General features: G+C 71.5%; 11 protein-coding genes and 1 pseudogene. 6 read left to right on the forward strand and 6 right to left on the reverse strand.

All coding sequences use genetic code 11. The features are described from left to right. Positions 1-112 precede the first annotated feature (112 nt). Together ACFY9V_RS20235 and ACFY9V_RS20240 are read right to left on the reverse strand one after the other, a co-directional pair. Positions 113-1102, reverse strand: coding sequence for a DNA-3-methyladenine glycosylase family protein (locus ACFY9V_RS20235; RefSeq protein WP_391162241.1), 990 nt, complete (start codon positions 1100-1102; stop codon positions 113-115). A 67-nt stretch (positions 1103-1169) separates the two neighbouring features. Next, entirely contained in the window at positions 1170-2309 is a 1140-nt protein-coding gene (locus ACFY9V_RS20240) for a sugar phosphate nucleotidyltransferase (RefSeq protein ID WP_391162242.1), read from the reverse strand. A gap of 222 nt (positions 2310-2531) precedes the next feature. On the opposite strand from ACFY9V_RS20240, the gene ACFY9V_RS20245 reads away from it, so the two are divergent. From ACFY9V_RS20245 to ACFY9V_RS20260, 4 genes are all read left to right on the forward strand, one after another. Then, positions 2532-3323, forward strand: coding sequence for a TIGR03089 family protein (locus ACFY9V_RS20245; protein ID WP_391162243.1), 792 nt, complete (start codon positions 2532-2534; stop codon positions 3321-3323). Between the two features lie 186 nt (positions 3324-3509). Continuing rightward, positions 3510-5000, forward strand: a complete 1491-nt coding sequence (locus tag ACFY9V_RS20250) for an LCP family protein (RefSeq protein WP_391162244.1) — start codon at positions 3510-3512, stop codon at positions 4998-5000. A 153-nt stretch (positions 5001-5153) separates the two neighbouring features. Beyond that, positions 5154-6974 (forward strand): LCP family protein, encoded by a 1821-nt coding sequence (locus ACFY9V_RS20255; RefSeq protein WP_391162246.1) that lies wholly within the window; start codon positions 5154-5156, stop codon positions 6972-6974. A 312-nt stretch (positions 6975-7286) separates the two neighbouring features. Next, a complete protein-coding gene (locus ACFY9V_RS20260) occupies positions 7287-9095 on the forward strand; it encodes an LCP family protein (RefSeq protein WP_355350019.1) in 1809 nt (602 codons plus the stop codon). A gap of 198 nt (positions 9096-9293) precedes the next feature. Here the strand turns inward: ACFY9V_RS20260 and ACFY9V_RS20265 are convergent. Continuing rightward, positions 9294-10343, reverse strand: a pseudogene (locus ACFY9V_RS20265) (glycosyltransferase family 2 protein); the annotation flags it as partial. Positions 10344-10461: 118 nt separating this feature from the next. Here ACFY9V_RS20265 and ACFY9V_RS20270 point away from each other — a divergent pair. Beyond that, complete coding sequence (locus ACFY9V_RS20270) at positions 10462-12015, forward strand: LCP family protein (RefSeq protein ID WP_391162247.1); 1554 nt, start codon at positions 10462-10464, stop codon at positions 12013-12015. Positions 12016-12167: 152 nt separating this feature from the next. Here the strand turns inward: ACFY9V_RS20270 and ACFY9V_RS20275 are convergent, their stop codons facing one another. Further along, positions 12168-12647, reverse strand: coding sequence for an acyl-CoA thioesterase (locus tag ACFY9V_RS20275; RefSeq protein WP_355350051.1), 480 nt, complete (start codon positions 12645-12647; stop codon positions 12168-12170). 321 nt (positions 12648-12968) lie between these two features. Between ACFY9V_RS20275 and ACFY9V_RS20280 the strand changes: the two genes are divergently transcribed. Then, positions 12969-14183, forward strand: a complete 1215-nt coding sequence (locus ACFY9V_RS20280) for an LCP family protein (protein ID WP_355350028.1) — start codon at positions 12969-12971, stop codon at positions 14181-14183. A 188-nt stretch (positions 14184-14371) separates the two neighbouring features. Here the strand turns inward: ACFY9V_RS20280 and ACFY9V_RS20285 are convergent, their stop codons facing one another. Continuing rightward, positions 14372-14794, reverse strand: a complete 423-nt coding sequence (locus ACFY9V_RS20285) for a hypothetical protein (RefSeq protein WP_355350031.1) — start codon at positions 14792-14794, stop codon at positions 14372-14374. Between the two features lie 167 nt (positions 14795-14961). Then, a complete protein-coding gene (locus ACFY9V_RS20290; protein WP_391162248.1) occupies positions 14962-15666 on the reverse strand; it encodes an LAETG motif-containing sortase-dependent surface protein in 705 nt (234 codons plus the stop codon). Positions 15667-15900: the final 234 nt, after the last annotated feature.

Raw genomic sequence — 15900 nt, forward strand, 5'->3', positions numbered from 1 at the left:
CGCATTTCGAGGAGGTGCCCCGGACCGGCACCGACCAGGCACAAGCGGCACCCGCAGACGAAGAAAACACCCGCACGGGTGGGCGGGCGGGCAAAGACAAAGGGCAAGAGGGCTAGCGGCCAGGAGGGTTGGGGGCCAGGCGGGGGGCGCGGCGGGGCGGGGCGGGAGAGTTGAGGAGGATGAGGCGGGCGGCACGGTGCCGCTGCCCCGCGTAGGGGGCGAGAAGACCGAGCATGACCTCGTCGGAAGAGCGGCGCTCACCCGTGAGGGCGTACCCGACCCGATGCGGCAGGTGCAGGTCCCCGACCGTCACGGCATCGGCGGCCCCATGACTGCGCTGAAGCGTCTCGGCAGCCGTCCAGGGCCCGATCCCGGGCACCGTCTGGAGCCGCGTGGCCGCCTCGCCGGGCGGAAGGGCGGTGAGCCCTTCGAGCGAGGAGGCGGCCCGGACGGCCCGCAGGACGGTGGAGGCGCGCTTGTTGTCGACCCCCGCCCGGTGCCAGTCCCAGGACGGGACCAGGGCCCACCCCCGCGCGTCGGGCATGACGCGCATGCGCTCGGCGCCCGCCGGCCCCGGCGCGGCCTCTCCGTGGCGGTGGAGCAGAAGCCGCCAGGCCCGGTACGCCTCGGTGGTGGTGACCTTCTGTTCCAGGATGGAGGGGATCAGCGATTCGAGGACGAGCCCGGTACGGGTCAGCCGCAGACCTGGGTGGCGCCGGTGCGCGGCGTGCACGAGCCGGTGCCGGGGCGTGAACGCGGCCGGATCGTCGTCGGCGCCGAGCAGCGCGGGCAGCGCGTCGAGCAGCCACTGGCCGCCGGGCCCCCACGCGTGGGCCTCGATCACGGCGGGACTGCCGGTCAGGCGGAGGGTGCCCGCGCCGTCGGGCGTGCGGCTCGCCCGCCAGACGGTGCCGTCCGGGTCGATCCGGAAGGCGGGGTCGCCGTAACCGCGGCAGAGCGGGTTGAGGGTGAGCCGGATGTCGAGCGGCCCGGCAGGCGACCAGGACCGGGTACGCGGAGCCGCGGGAGCCGCCGATGACACCGACGCCGCGCAAGCGGCGGTGGCGGTGGTGGAGGCGGGTCGAGGTCGCGGGAGAGGCACCCGGCGAGCGTATCCGCCCCCTCCGACGCGCCCGCCGCCCCGCCCCCGTAAAGCCGAGCCCCCCGCCCTACTGGTCCGACGAGAACCGCACCGCGCCCGCCGGAATGCGGGCTCCGCACCAGATCCGTACGCCGTCGCGCAGTTCGTTGTCGGGGCCGATGTGCGCGCCGTCGCCCACGACGGCGCCGTCGAGGACGGTGCGGGCGCCGATGACGGCGCCGATGCCGACGAGCGAGTCGCGGATGACGGCGCCGGGCTCGACGGTGGCGCCGGACAGCACGGTGCTGCCGTCGACGCGGGCGCCGGCCCCGATGACGGCGCCCGTGGAGACACAGGTGCCGCCGGAGAGCTTGGCGTCGGCGGCGACATGGGCGCCGGTCAGGACGAGGTGGTCGCCGCCGAGGCCCGCGACGGCGGGGGACGGCGCGTGGCCGAGTACGAGGTCGGCGGAGCCGCGGACGAACGCCTGCGGGGTGCCGAGGTCGAGCCAGTAGGTGGAGTCGACCATGCCCTGGAGGTGGGCGCCGGCGGCGAGCAGGTCGGGGAAGGTCTCGCGTTCGACGGAGACCGGCCGCCCGGCCGGAATGGTGTCGATGACCGAGCGGGTGAAGACGTAACACCCCGCGTTGATCTGGTCGGTGACGATCTCCTCCGGCGTCTGCGGCTTCTCCAGGAAGGCTGTGACGCGGCCGTCGGCGTCGGTGGGGACGAGGCCGAAGGCGCGCGGGTCGGCGACCTTGGTCAGGTGCAGCGAGATGTCGGCGCCGGTGGCGCGGTGGGTGCCGACGAGGGCGGGGATGTCGAGGCCGGTGAGGATGTCGCCGTTGAGGACCAGGACGGGGTCGCCGGGCGCGGAGCGCAGCCGGTGGGCGACGTTGCGGATGGCTCCGCCGGTGCCCAGCGGCTCGGTCTCGGTGACGTATTCGAGGTGCAGGCCGAGCGCCGAGCCGTCGCCGAAGTGCGGTTCGAAGACCTCGGCGAGGTAGGAGGTGGCGAGCACCACGTGCTCGACCCCGGCGGCCCTGGCGCGCGCGAGCTGGTGGGTGAGGAACGGGACTCCGGCCGCCGGGACCATCGGCTTCGGGGTGTGCACGGTCAGCGGCCTGAGCCGGGTGCCCTTGCCCCCGACCAGGAGGATCGCTTCGGTTGCCGCAGGGCTCTCCACGGGGCGCTCCGCGCTGACGGCGGAGGCGGGGTGTGCTCGCATGGCAAGCATAGTGACATAAGCCGTAAAGATGAGTATTCACGAACTGACGGACAGTCGGCCGCGCCGCCACACTGACACCCGTACGGACGAGCCGAGTCGGACGGGCCGACTCGGACGAGCCGAGTCGGGCGGGGACGCCACCCGCGACGGCCGCACGGGGAACCGGCCCCCGTACCCGTACGGGCCCAGGCCGTCGTGATCGCTGGGGGTAGCCTGACACGCGTGACGCCGACCGCCAACACGCCCGACACGCCCCGCACTCCCCAGGGCCCCGCGACTCCCGCCGGGCTGCTCGACGCCGCGCTGCGCGGTGATCCGGGCCGCCCGCTGGTCACCTTCTACGACGACGCGACGGGTGAACGCGTCGAGTTGTCGGTGGCGACCTTCGGGAACTGGGTGGCGAAGACCGCGAATCTGCTCCAGGACGAGTTGGGCGCGCAGCCCGGCGACCGGCTGGCGCTGCTGCTGCCCGCGCACTGGCAGACGGCCGTGTGGGTGCTGGCCGGTTTCTCGGCGGGCGTCGTCGTGGCGCCCGGCGGCGATCCGGCCGGTGCCGACCTGGTGGTCAGCGGCCCGGACACCCTGGACGCGGCGCGGGCCTGCGGCGGCGAGCGGGTCGCGCTCGCGCTCCGGCCGCTGGGCGGACGCTTCCCGCAGCCGCCCGCGGGCTTCGTCGACTACGCGGTGGAGGTGCCGAGCCAGGGCGACCGTTTCGCGCCCTACGCGCCGGTCGGCCCGGACGCGCCCGCGCTCGTACTGCCGGACGGCGGGGGCGTGCTGACCGCGTCGGAGGTCGTCGCCAAGGCGCGCGCGTCGGCCGCCGCGCTCGGGCTCGGCCGCGGCGGACGGCTGCTGTCGCCGCTGTCCTTCGACACGTGGGACGGGCTCGCGGCCGGGCTGCTCGCGCCGCTCGCCGCCGACGCCTCCGTGGTGCTCTGCCGCCACCTCGACCGGCTGCCCGAGGAGCAGTTGGCCAAGCGGAAGGACGCCGAGCGCGTCACCGTATCTCTGTAGCGGTCACGCGCCCCGGCCTCGCCGGACGCCCCTGTCGTCACTTCCGTCACAGCTCGTCAACAGCTGTCTGTGGATTTCGGGTACCCAGGCAACCAACCACCGTATTCGGCTGTCTGAACGAATGCCGGGCGGGTAATCGCAAGCCTGTCCCCGGTAACCGGCGACTTCCGAGAGACGGGCCCCGACGTGACCACGCCAGCAGAGCCTCCGCAGGGTGACTCCGTTCCCCCCGCCTCCGACGGCTCCGACGACGCGTCCGGCACACAGAAGGCGCGGTCGGACGAGCCCGCCGAGCCGACGACCGAAGCGGAAGCAGAACCAGAGGCAGAGGCGGAGACCGAAGCCGAGGCCGAGGCAGAACCAGAGGCCGAAGCGGACGCGGACGCGGGGACGGACGCGGGGACGGAACCGGACGCCGCTACGGAAAAGGCCGCGGAGCCGGCTGCCGATACGGAGACGGATACGCCGCCGGTCGAAGGCCCCGCCGCCGCCCCGGCGGAGGAGCCCGCCACCCCCAAGAACTGGCGCTGGCTGAAGGTCGTCGCCCTGTGCACCGCCGTACTCGTACTGGCCTGCGCGGGCACCGGCTGGTACCTCTACCAGCGGCTCAACGGCAACATCACGACCGACACCGCGACCGAGAACGACCTGAAGGTGCACGCCTCCGAGCGCCCCACGCAGGGCCCGACGGAGGCCCAGAACATCCTGCTGATCGGTTCGGACAACCGCGGGAACGGCAACAGCAAGTACGGCCAGGACAGCGGCACTCAGCGCTCGGACACCACGATCCTGCTGCACATATCCGCCGACCGGAAGAGCGCCACCGCCGTCAGCCTCCCGCGTGACCTGATGACGCACGTGCCGCGTTGCACCCTGCCGAGCGGCAAGGAGGACCACGAGCGGTTCGAGCAGTTCAACTGGGCGTTCGAGTCGGGCGGCGCGGCCTGCACCATCCGTACGGTCGAGAAGATGACCGGCATCCGCGTCGACCATCACCTGATCGTGGACTTCAACGGCTTCAAGAAGATGGTCGGGGCGGTGAACGGTGTCGATGTGTGCCTGGCCGAGCCGGTGCACGACACGTACGCGCACCTCGACCTGCCCGCGGGACGGCAGACGCTCAACGGCGAGCAGGCGCTGGGATACGTACGCGCCCGGCACGGCATCGGCGACGGCAGCGACACCATGCGGATGGACCGCCAACAGGCGTTCCTCGCCTCGCTGTTGAAGAAGGTGAGCAGCAACGGCGTGCTGCTCAACCCGACCAAGCTCTACCCGCTGCTGTCGGCCGCCACCTCGTCGCTGACCGCCGACCCCGGCCTGGACTCGCTGAGCGAGCTGTACACCCTCGCGCACAGCCTCCAGCAGATACCGACCGGGAACGTGCACTTCCTGACCGTGCCGCGCGAGCAGTACGTCAACGACATCAACCGCGACCAGCTCGTCCAGCCCGCCGCCGACACCCTCTTCAAGACGCTGCGCGACGACCGGCCGGTGAACGTGTCGGACAAGGCGCCGGACAGCGGAGACGGCGGCGGTGACAGCGCGGGCGGTACGCGTACGCCCGGCACCCCGTCCGCGGGCTCGACCTCTACGGCCACGCCCACGACCACCCCCACGGGCCCCACGTACCGCGGGACGACCGCGGACCGCGACATCTGTGGCAAGAGCGGGTGAAATCCCGCTAAAGAGTCCACCTGGTCGGCAGGCGGGATCGGCAGCTTTGTCCGGTTGTAGGGGCGCTCGATTTGTCACGGGCGCGCATCGGCGCTGAACTGTGGGGCTAGTGTGAGCGATCCGGCCGATCCCGGATGGAGGACCCGAGCGACCGTGGACACGCAAGGCCGTAGGAACATCGACCCGGCGGACCAGTGGGTCCTGGACCCGGCGACCGGTACGTACCAGTTGCGGCTGGAGCCGGACGCGGCGCCGAGGCCCACCGTGCCGGGGCAGAGCGGTCATCGCGACGCCTCCCCCGCACCGCGGGACGCCGGGCGCGGCCAAGGGCGCGACTCCGCTCCCACCGCAGGGGACGACGACGCGACCGGGGCCGGGACCGGCCCGACGGACAGCCCCGCCCCGCCCCCCGGCGGCCGGCGCGCGGCCCGCCTCGCGGCCAGGACCGGTGCCACGACCTCCACCACCGGCTCGGCGCGACTGGGGGGCGGCTCGGCCGACGTGTCCACGCCGACCAGCCGTCGCAAGGCGAGGAACAAGAAGTCCCGTAAGAAGAAGGTCCTGTTGTGGACCGCGGGCACGGTGAGCTTCGTGCTGGTGGCGGTCGGCGTCGGCGGCTACCTCGTCTACCAGCACTTCAACAACAACATCACGACGGTGGACGTCGGCAACGCGGGCAGCAAGGACGTCACGCACACCGGTCCGATGAACGTGCTGGTGATCGGCACGGACAGCCGGGTCGGCCTCGGCAAGAAGTACGGCGACGCGGGCAGCGTCGGCCACGCGGACACCACGATCCTCTTCCATGTGTCGGCCGACCGCAGCAACGCGACCGCGATGAGCATCCCCCGCGACATCGTCACCTCCATCCCCGACTGCCCGACCAAGCAGAAGGACGGCAGCACCAAGACGGTTCCGGGCACGCCCGCGCAGCTCACCACGCCCAAGTTCAACGAGAGCCTGGGCGTGGACGGCCGCGACCCCGGCTGCACCATGCGCGCGGTGACGGCGATGACGGGGCTGCCGATCGACCACTTCATGATGGTCAACTTCGAGGCGGTGAAGGCCCTGTCGACGGCCGTCGGCGGTGTCGACGTCTGCCTCGCCCGGCCGCTGGTCGACCCGAAGTCCCATCTGAACCTGAGCGCGGGACCGCACAACATCCAGGGCGAGACGGCGCTGGAGTTCGTAAGGACCCGGCACGCGCTCAAGAACCAGAGCGACCTGGACCGGATCAAGCTCCAGCAGAACTTCCTGAGCGCGATGATCCGGAAGATCAAGTCGAGCGGCACGCTGACCAACCCGAAGAAGCTGTTCACGCTGGCGGACGCGGCCACCAAGGCGCTCACCGTGGACAGCGCGATCGGCAGCGTGAGCAAGCTCACCAGCCTGGCCAAGGACCTCAGCGAGGTGGACGAGAAGCACATCAGCTTCACCACCCTGCCGGTGCTCGACAACCCGAACGAGAAGGTGCACGCCACCGTCGTCGTCGACCCGGTCAAGGCCCCGCAGCTCTTCGCGCTGATCAAGAACGACGTGTCGCTGACCGCGGTGAAGAAGCCGTCCGCCACGCCCGACCCCCGGCTGAACGGGCCGAAGGCGACCCCGCACGACACCCGCGTCAACGTGCTCAACGGCAGCGGGACCTTCGGCGCGGCGCAGAGCACCGTCAACTGGCTCCAGAACACCCAGGGCGTCAACCGCTCGGCGAACGGCGGCAACGCGCCCGCCACCGCCAGGACCGTCCTGGAGTACGCGCCGAACCAGGCCGACCAGGCGCGTTCGCTGGCCGCGATGATGGGGCTGCCCGCCTCCGCGCTGAAGCAGGGCACGACGGACGCGGCGCCGCTCGCGTACATGAAGCTGACTCTCGGCAAGGACTTCACGGCGCCCGGCACCCCGATCGGCCCGCCCACCGCTGCTCCCTCGGACCTCCCGAAGACCGAGGCCGCCGACACGGCGTGCGTGAAGTGAGGTCACGGATGTCGCACACGCGATGAACGCGGTGAATACCGTAAACGCGGTGAATGCGGTCAATACGGCGAATGCGGTGACCGCCGTGACCTCCGTCACCCTCTGACGTGATCCGGGCGGGCGCCGGAGTCCCGGCGTCCGCTAATTGACGATCTCCGGGTGCAACTCCTCGCCGCTCACAGCCGTCTGACAGTGGGGCGACCCAGTATGACCCGGGTAGGGCGGCGCGTCGGCGTGCACCGTCCGTACACCCCGCGCGAAGGCGCGCGGCCGGTCACCGTGATGACGATGCGCGCCACAGGGAGGTTCGGGATGCGCGACGGGACAGTGGGAGGGAACGGCTTCGGTACGGCACCCAACCCGGACCACCGGGGATGGGACGAGAGCCTGTACCGGGACGACGCCCGCGCCTACGCGCCCGGCGCGCCATCAGGTACGGACTCCGGCGGCGACGACGGCGCGGGCTCCGGCGCGGGACCGGACGCCGACCCCGCCTCTTCCGACGGCGGGCAGGAGCCACCCGAGCGAATACCGGGCCAGCGCGGCGCGGCGGGCGGTGGCGGTCACCGGCGCGGCGGCTCACGGCGGCGCACGAAGAGCCGTAAGCGCAGGGTCCTGAAGTGGGTGTCCATCGGCGCCGCGGTCGCGGTGCTCGGCTCGGCGGGCGCGGCCTACGGCTACTACGAGTACCTGGCGGGCAAGATCCGCAAGGGCGAGCGCGTCAGCGGCAGCTCGACCGTGGCGAAGACGAAGGCCAACGCCGCCGGCAAGACGGCGATGAACATCCTCATCCTGGGCTCCGACAGCCGCAACGACCCCGAGGATCTGAAGCTCGGCGGCGCCAAGAACACCGTGGGCGACGCCGCCCGCGCCGACGTGATCATGATCGCGCACCTGTCCGCGGACCGCAGCAACATGTCCGTGGTCAGCATCCCGCGCGACACCCGCGTCAACATCCCGGCGTGCACCGACCCCAAGACGCACGAGAAGTTCGCGCCGGTCAACGACATCATCAACGCGTCGCTCGGCCGCGGCGGCGCGGGCTGCACCCTGGCCACCGTGCAGAATCTGACCGGCGTCTACATCGACCACTGGCTGACCATCGACTTCTCCGGTGTGGTGAAGATGGCCGACGTCGTCGGCGGCGTCGAGGTCTGCGTGAAGCAGAATGTGGACGACCACTCGACCCCGGCCCAGCCCGGCGGCTCGCACCTGCACCTCAAGGCGGGCAAGCAGAAGATCTACGGCGAGACAGCGCTGAAGTGGCTGCGGACCCGGCACGCCTGGGGCAGCGACGCCGCGCGGGCCAAGGCGCAGCACATGTACATGAGCGCGCTGATCCGGCAGTTGCGCAGCCAGAACCTCTTCACGGACCCGGGCAAGCTCAACAAGATCGCGACCACCGCGATGGAGGCGTTCGAGGTCTCCAAGGAGATCGGCACCCCGAAGAAGCTGTACGACCTGGGCATGCAGCTCAAGACCGTGCCGTCGGACCGCATCACGATGCTGACGATGCCGCACGACGCGGACCCGAAGGCCCCGCTGGCGCACTACATCCCGTCGGCGGACGCGCCCCAGGTCTGGTCGCTGCTGCGCAACGACGTGGCGATGGACGGCAACGGCAAGGCGAAGACCCCGGCGAGCGGGGCGCCCGCCACGACACCGGCCACGACCGCGCCGCAGGGCCCGGCCGCCGCGGCCTCCGACACCATCGCGGTCTCCGTGGTCAACGGCACCGCGGGCACCTCGGACGGCGTGGCCACGCCGAACCGCGCGGGCGGTATCGCCACCACGCTCAAGACCGCGGGCTTCACCAAGGCGGAGGCGAGCCAGCAGACCAAGCCGAGCCCCGGCACCACCCTCACGTATCCGACGAGCAGCGGTGACCAGGGCAAGGCCGACGCCACGGCGGTGGGCAAGGCGCTGAAGATCCCGGCGGGCAATGTGAAGGCGTCCGCGGACGTCGACACCATCACCTTGACCATCGGCGCGGACTGGAAGACCGGTACGGACTTCAGCAAGACGCTGCCGAAGAGCGGTTCCGTGCCGACGACGGCGGAGGCGGTGAACGGCGCGGACACGACCGGCTGCATGGAGGTGCTGCCGATCTACCGCTGGTAGCACGCGGGTGGGAGAGGGCGGGACCGGCAGGCGGTACGACCGGCCCGCGCGGGGAGCGGCTCACGCCTCCGCGCGGGCCGTCTCCGTCTGCTGGCCGTCCTGCTGGCCCTGCCCGTCCTGCTGACCGTCCTGCTGGCCCTGCCCGTCCTGCTGTCCCTGCTGGCCGTCCTGCTGTCCCCGCTGTCGCGACTCCGCGTCGTGCACCGCGGGGCGGCGGCTGGCGATCACCCGGCGGGCCAGCGAGCGCGGGCTGGTGAGGAAGCCGTAGCCCCAGCACATGTGCATGGTGGCCAGGGCGAGGGGGATACGCAGCCGGGCGCCGAAGGACAGGCCGCGGCCCGCCGGGAGCGAGCCGACGGTGATGGCGGCCACGTACGCGGCGGGCACCAGCAGCGCCCACGGGGTGACGGCCGCGCCGACGACGATGCCCGCCGCGTTGGCGAACAGGGCGACGGGGGCGGCCAGGTAGCGCAGGTTGACCGAGCCGCGGTGGTAGCGGGTGACGACGCGCCGCCAGCGGCCGTAGTCCTTGTACTGCTTGGCGAGCGCGCGCACGGTGGGGCGCGGCCGGTAGGAGACGCGCAGTTCGGGCGAGAACCAGATGAGGTGGCCGGCTTCGCGGATGCGGTAGTTCAGCTCCCAGTCCTGGGCGCGGATGAACTCCACGTTGTAGCCGTCCTGCCGCTCCAGCACCTCGCGGCGGAAGACGCCGAGGTAGACGGTGTCGGCGGGGGCGGCGGCGCCTCCGGTGTGGAAGGCCGCGTTGCCGACGCCGATCTTCGACGTCATGGCGGCGGCGACCGCGCGCTCCCAGTCGTTCTCGCCCTCGGCGTGCATGATGCCGCCGACGTTCGCAGCGCCCGTCTCGTCGAGGAGGCGGACGGCGGTGGCGATGTAGTCGGGCGAGAGCATGCCGTGCCCGTCGACGCGTACGACGACCGGGTGCCGGGACGCCTTGATCGCCGCGTTGAGCGCGGCGGGGGTGCGGCCGGTGGGGTTGGGCACCGTGTGGACCCGCGGGTCGGCGGCGGTCAGCTCGGCGGCGATCGCGTCCGTACCGTCCGTGGACGGGCCCAGCGCGATGACGACCTCCAGCTCGCCCGGATAGTCCTGCTCCAGGATGTGCCGCACCGAGTCGCGCAGATGGCGCTCCTCGTTGAGCACCGGCATGATCACGGAGACTGCCGGGGGCGCGGGGTTCTGCGGCGCGGCGGCACGGGTGGCGGGGTCAGGAGCGGCGGCGTTCATCGCGGCAAACGTTACCGCTAATGGGGGACACCAGCGCGTGGGGTCAAGACCTACTGTCCTATTTGTCCCTAGCCTGAACGGGTCCGCACGCCCCTGTCACCGCACGGAGGGATTCCCTGTGCCGCCCACCCGTGTGCCGCCCACCCGAGTGCCCCCCGCGCGCCGACGTCCGCCGATCCGCTGGAGCACCCGGATCATCGGCGGCCTGGCCCTGCTGATCATCACCGCGAGCGGGGTGGGCCACGCCGTGCTGAACGGGGTCAGCGGCGCGATCGACCGGGTGGACGCCTTCGGCGGGATGGAGGGGCGTCCCGACGGGTCCAAGGGCACCAACTTCCTGCTGGTCGGCACGGACGGCCGCGACGGCCTGGACCCGGCGACGAGGAAGGCGTACCACCTGGGCGGCGCGCCCTGTCACTGCACCGACACGATCATGCTGGTGCACCTGTCGGAGGACCGTTCGCACGCGAGCATCGTGAGCATCCCGCGCGATACGTACGTACGTCTGCCGGACCAGCCGTCGGCGGACGCGTCGTCCTCCGGGTCCCCTCCGGCGAGCGCGTCACCGCCCGGCACGCCGTCCGCCGCACCCTCGGTCACGCCGTCCGGCACGGCCTCCGGTACGGCGGGTGCCGCGCCCGCCACCGAGGTCCAGGCGGACACCCACCCGGCGAAGATCAACCAGGCGTACGCGGACGGCGGCCCGAAGCTGACCGTCCGTACCGTCGAGCAGATCACCGGTGTGCACATCGACCACTACCTGGAGGTCGACTTCACGAGCTTCATGAAGACGGTCGACGTCATCGGCGGCGTCCCGGTCTGCACGACGCGCCCGCTGAAGGACTCCTACACCGGCCTCGACCTGCCGGTCGGCACCACGAAGCTGGACGGCGGACAGGCGCTCCAGTACGTGCGCGCCCGGCATCTGGACGCGGCGGCGGATCTGGGGCGGATGCAGCGGCAGCAGCGGTTCGTGGCCCAGGTCATCCACAAGATCACCAGCGGCGGGACGCTGGCCAACCCGCTGGAGCTGAGCCGGGTCGCCTCGACCGTGCTCGGGTCGGTGCGCGCCGACCAGAACCTCAAGGCGGGTGACCTGATCGCGCTCGCGGAGGGCATGAAGGGCCTCACGGCCAGCTCGTCGGAGTTCGGCTCCGTGCCGCTGAGCGACACGGACTACTCCGTCCCGGGCGTCGGCTCCACCGTGAAGTGGGACACCGCCAAGGCCGGGAAGATGTGGGCGGCGATCCGCGCGGACCGGCCGCTGGCGGTGCACCACAAGACGGCCAGGAAGCACAAGGGCGTCAAGGTGGACGTCGACCCCGCGACCATCAGGGTCTCGGTCCAGAACGGCACCGACACCAGCGGGCTGGCCGCCGCCGCGCAGAAGGCGCTGGCCGCCACCGGTTTCGCGACCGTCGGCACCCCCGGGACGTCCGAGCACCCCAGCGCGCGGACCGTGATCCGCTACGACCCCCGTTGGGACCGCTCCGCGCAGTCCCTCGCCACCGCGCTGCCCGGCTCCGAGCTGGTGGCCGTGTCCGGCCAGGGCAAGACGATGAAGGTGGTCCTCGGCTCCGACTACAAGGCGGTCACGCCGGTGACGGCGGACGACGGCGGGGCGTCGGGAACGATGGACTCCGCGCTGACGGGTGACGAGGTCGGGTGCTGACCGGATGAGGTGCTGATCGGACCGGCTGCTCAACTGACCGGCTGCTCAACTGATCCGCTGCTGACCCGATCGGCTGCTCAACGGCCTGAGGGCCGGACGGCCGGGGGTCTCGGGGTGCGTCCCCGGGGCCCCCGGCCGTCTTTCCGAACCGCTCAGGACAGGCCCTGGTCGTCCAGGCCCTCGGCCGCGCGGCGGCGGCGCAGCTCCACGATCGCGCGGCGGCGGGCCAGGCGGTGGGTGCGGCGGATCTGGGCCTCCTGCCAGCGGCGGCGGTCGCGGTCGGTCTCGGGCAGGACCGGCGGTACGTGCCGGGGCTTGCCCTCGACGTCGACCGCGACGAAGACGAGGTAGGCGCTGGCGACCTGCTTGGCGACGCCCGACTCGTTCCAGCGCTCGGCCATGACGCGGACGCCGACCTCCATGGAGGTGCGGCCGGTCCAGTTGACCTGGGCCTTCACGGCGAGGAGGTCACCGACCCTGACCGGTTCGAGGAAGATCATCTCGTCCATCGCGCCGGTGACGGCGGGGCCGCCCGAGTGCCGTCCCGCGACGGCGCCCGCCGCGTCGTCCACCAGCTTCATGACGACGCCGCCATGGACGGTGCCCAGCAGATTGGTGTCGTGCGCGCTCATGATGTGCGAGAGCGTGATGCGGGACGCCGAGGTCGGCTTGCCCGGGAGCGCCGCGCCGTCGGGAGCGGGGACGTCGGACGTGGCCAGGGCCTCAGGTGCCCCCAGGGCCTCAGGCGCCGCCAGGGCCTCAGGCGTGGCCGGGGCTTCGGGGGCGGCTGGGCTCTCGGGGACTGCCGGGCTCTCGGGGGTGGGGCGATCGATCATGACAGCAACCTTATGTCCGTTGCGAAACGGTCGCGGCCGGTGGCCGAATGCATCGGGTCTGCTACAGAACCGCCGTGGATTCCCGGTCGTCGCCCGAGGCCGGGCACACTTTCCACCATGAACGGTTGGAGCGATGACACCGAGCAGCGCCGCGGCGCCGAGCCGCCGCTGCCCCCTGAACTGTCGCCGCGCCGGGCCGCCGCCGCGGCGGGCGGGGTACCGCCGCAGCCCGTCCGACGTCCCGGCCCCGCGGGGCCCGCGGGCCCCGGCCGAGGCGGCCAGGGCGGAGGCGGCTTCGGCCCGCCCCCGCCCGGCGGGACCGCCACCGGCCCCCGCAGGCCCCGCTGGAGCACCCGCAAGAAGATCGGCATCACGGCGCTTGGTCTGGTCGTGGCGCTGCTGGTGGTGTCCGTCTCCACGTACTTCTGGGCCGACTCCAAGGTGCGCCGCGAGGTCGACCTGAGCAAGGTCGAGGACCGCCCGCCGACGGGCAAGGGCACCAACTATCTGATCGTCGGTTCGGACAGCCGTGAGGGGCTGACCAAGCAGGACGAGAAGGACCTGCACACCGGCGCCGCGGACGGCCAGCGCACCGACTCCATGATGATCCTGCACACCGGCGGCAACGGGACCACCATGATGAGCCTGCCGCGCGACTCGTACGTCACGATCCCGGCCTTCACCGGCCAGAAGTCGGGCAAGCGGTACGCGGCCTCCACGCACAAGCTGAACCGCGCGTACTCCGACGGCGGCCCCGAGCTGCTGACCCGCACCATCGAGTACAACACCGGCCTGCACATCGACCACTACGCGGAGATCGGCTTCTCCGGGTTCGTGAACCTGGTGAACGCGCTCGGCGGCGTCAACATGTGCCTGGACAAGCCGCTGAAGGACAAGGCGTCGGGCGCCGACTTCGCGGCGGGCTGCCAGAAGCTCAACGGCAAGCAGTCGCTGGCCTTCGTCCGGCAGCGGCACCAGGAGGCCGACCAGGACCTCGGCCGGATGCGCAACCAGCAGAAGTTCCTGTCGACGCTGGCCCACCAGGCGGCCTCGCCGACGACGATCCTCAACCCGTTCAAGCTCTACCCGGTGATCGGCTCCGGGCTCGACACGCTCATCGTCGACAAGAAGATGAGCCTGATGAACCTGGCCTCGATGTTCTGGGCCATGAAGGGCGTCACGGGCGGCGACGGCAACTCCGTCACGGTCCCGATCGGCAACGCCAACTACATGACGCCCAATGACGGCGACGCCGTGAAGTGGGACATGACGAAGGCGAAGACGCTCTTCGACGAGCTGAAGAACGACCAGAAGGTGACCGCCACCAAGTAGGTACCGGGCGGGCACCGACGGGACGGCACACACCGAAGGCCCCGGCCCCCGCGGCGAATCGTCGCTGCGGGGGCCGGGGCCTTTGGTGACGGTACGGAGTCTGCTGCCTCGGGGTCTGATCCTCGAAGGTCTGACACCTCGGGGTCTGACGCCTCGCGCTCAGATGCCTCGGGCTGGACGCCTCGGGCTCAGACGGCGGCCGGGGCTCCGGTCACGGCGGGCACCCACTGGTCGAGCTCGGTGCGCCAGTAACGGGCCACGTTCAGCCGGGTCGGCTTGGGCTCACCGGGGAGCTGGAACTTCAGCGAGCTCCACAGGGCGTTCCGCTTGACCTCGGACACCAGGCCCGCGGCCTCGGCGCGCGGTATCGCGGCGACGAGCTCCTTCGGGCGGGAGCTCATGCGGCCCGCCTTGTGGAAGACCACGGCCTGCTCGGTGACCGTGACGAAGTAGTACTTCACGAATGCCTGGGCGATCAGGCCGAGCGAGTTGATCAGCCACGGGCTCGGTCCGGTGACCGTGTGGATCGTGGCGATCGGACGGTCGCTCGGGTTGATCTCCGCGATGGCCTGAGCCACCTGCTCCTGCATCGTGGACTTGCGAATGGCCATAAAGGGTCCCCCTGCTTCAGGTGTGTGGACGATTGCCGCGACGCCGTCGGATGACGACGGCGTCGCAGCGTATCGCCTGCTGCCTGTCAGGTACGCGCAGGGTTTGCATTGATACACGCCGGTGACGAACGAGACCTCAGCGACGCGTAGTTGGCCGGATCGTGACCTTAGTGACGCGCACCGGCCGTACGACGACGCAGGCCGTAGACGGCGCCGCCGCCGACCACCACGAGCGCGCCGGCGACACCGGCGATCATGCCCGTGTTGCTGCCGCCGCCGGTCTCGGCCAGGTCGGTGGTGCCACCGGCCGCGGGCGAGGGAGCGTTGGTGTCGTCAACCGCCGCCGCGCCGCTGGTGCTCGGCGTCGCGGTGGGGGTGTCGGACGGGGCCGTCGACGGCGTTTCGGTCGCCGGCGTGGTCGGCGTGTCCGACGGAGTGTCGGTGGCCGGCGTGGTCGGCGTGTCGGTCGCGGGCGTGGTCGGGGTGTCGACCTTGCACGCGGTCTCCGGCGTCTTCACGTCCGTGGTGCCGACCTTCTGGCCGGAAGCCTTCACGACGGTGACCGTGTACGTCGTGGACGGCGACCAGTCGACCGGGAAGTTGACGGTGACGCCCTGACGCGTCCCGGTCAGGTTCTCCTGGTGACCGACCTCGGTCTGCCCCTGCGACACGGTGATGTTCACCAGCGTGTGGGAGTAGTCCTTGTTGGTGACGTCGATCGAGCCCTTGCCGTTGTCGCACGAGGCTTGGGCGGAGAACTCGGAGATGTTGCAAGCGAACGCGTTGCCTGCAACGCCCAGCGCGAGCGCGGCTGCGGCGGAGGCAACGCCGATGGTACGCACCGCGATTGCGGTACGGCGGGATATGGACACGTCTTCCCTTCACGGGATCGGATCACAAGCGCGGAAAGGGCACACAAGGGGCGGGATCGAACTCCCGCGCCATCTGTGGCCCTCAAACCTCTACAAGCCGCCGCGTCCGCTTGTCAATTGATCGCAAACCGCCCGCTAAACGGCGCCGGGTGACGATCCCCCCCGCCCGAACCACCGGACTACACCGGATAGTCGGACATAGCGATCTTCCCCCGATCGTTGTACTGAACCCCC

Origin of the sequence: Streptomyces sp. NPDC008317 (assembly GCF_042955955.1) — a bacterium.
Lineage (GTDB): Bacteria > Actinomycetota > Actinomycetes > Streptomycetales > Streptomycetaceae > Actinacidiphila.

Excerpts from the sequence above, each read along its gene's own strand:
- ACFY9V_RS20260 (WP_355350019.1), top strand. The coding sequence starts at position 7,287 with ATGCGCGACGGGACAGTGGGAGGGAACGGCTTCGGTACGGCACCCAAC.
- ACFY9V_RS20285 (WP_355350031.1), bottom strand. The coding sequence starts at position 14,794 with ATGGCCATTCGCAAGTCCACGATGCAGGAGCAGGTGGCTCAGGCCATC.
- ACFY9V_RS20280 (WP_355350028.1), top strand. The coding sequence starts at position 12,969 with ATGAACGGTTGGAGCGATGACACCGAGCAGCGCCGCGGCGCCGAGCCG.
- ACFY9V_RS20240 (WP_391162242.1), bottom strand. The coding sequence starts at position 2,309 with ATGCGAGCACACCCCGCCTCCGCCGTCAGCGCGGAGCGCCCCGTGGAG.
- ACFY9V_RS20275 (WP_355350051.1), bottom strand. The coding sequence starts at position 12,647 with ATGAGCGCGCACGACACCAATCTGCTGGGCACCGTCCATGGCGGCGTC.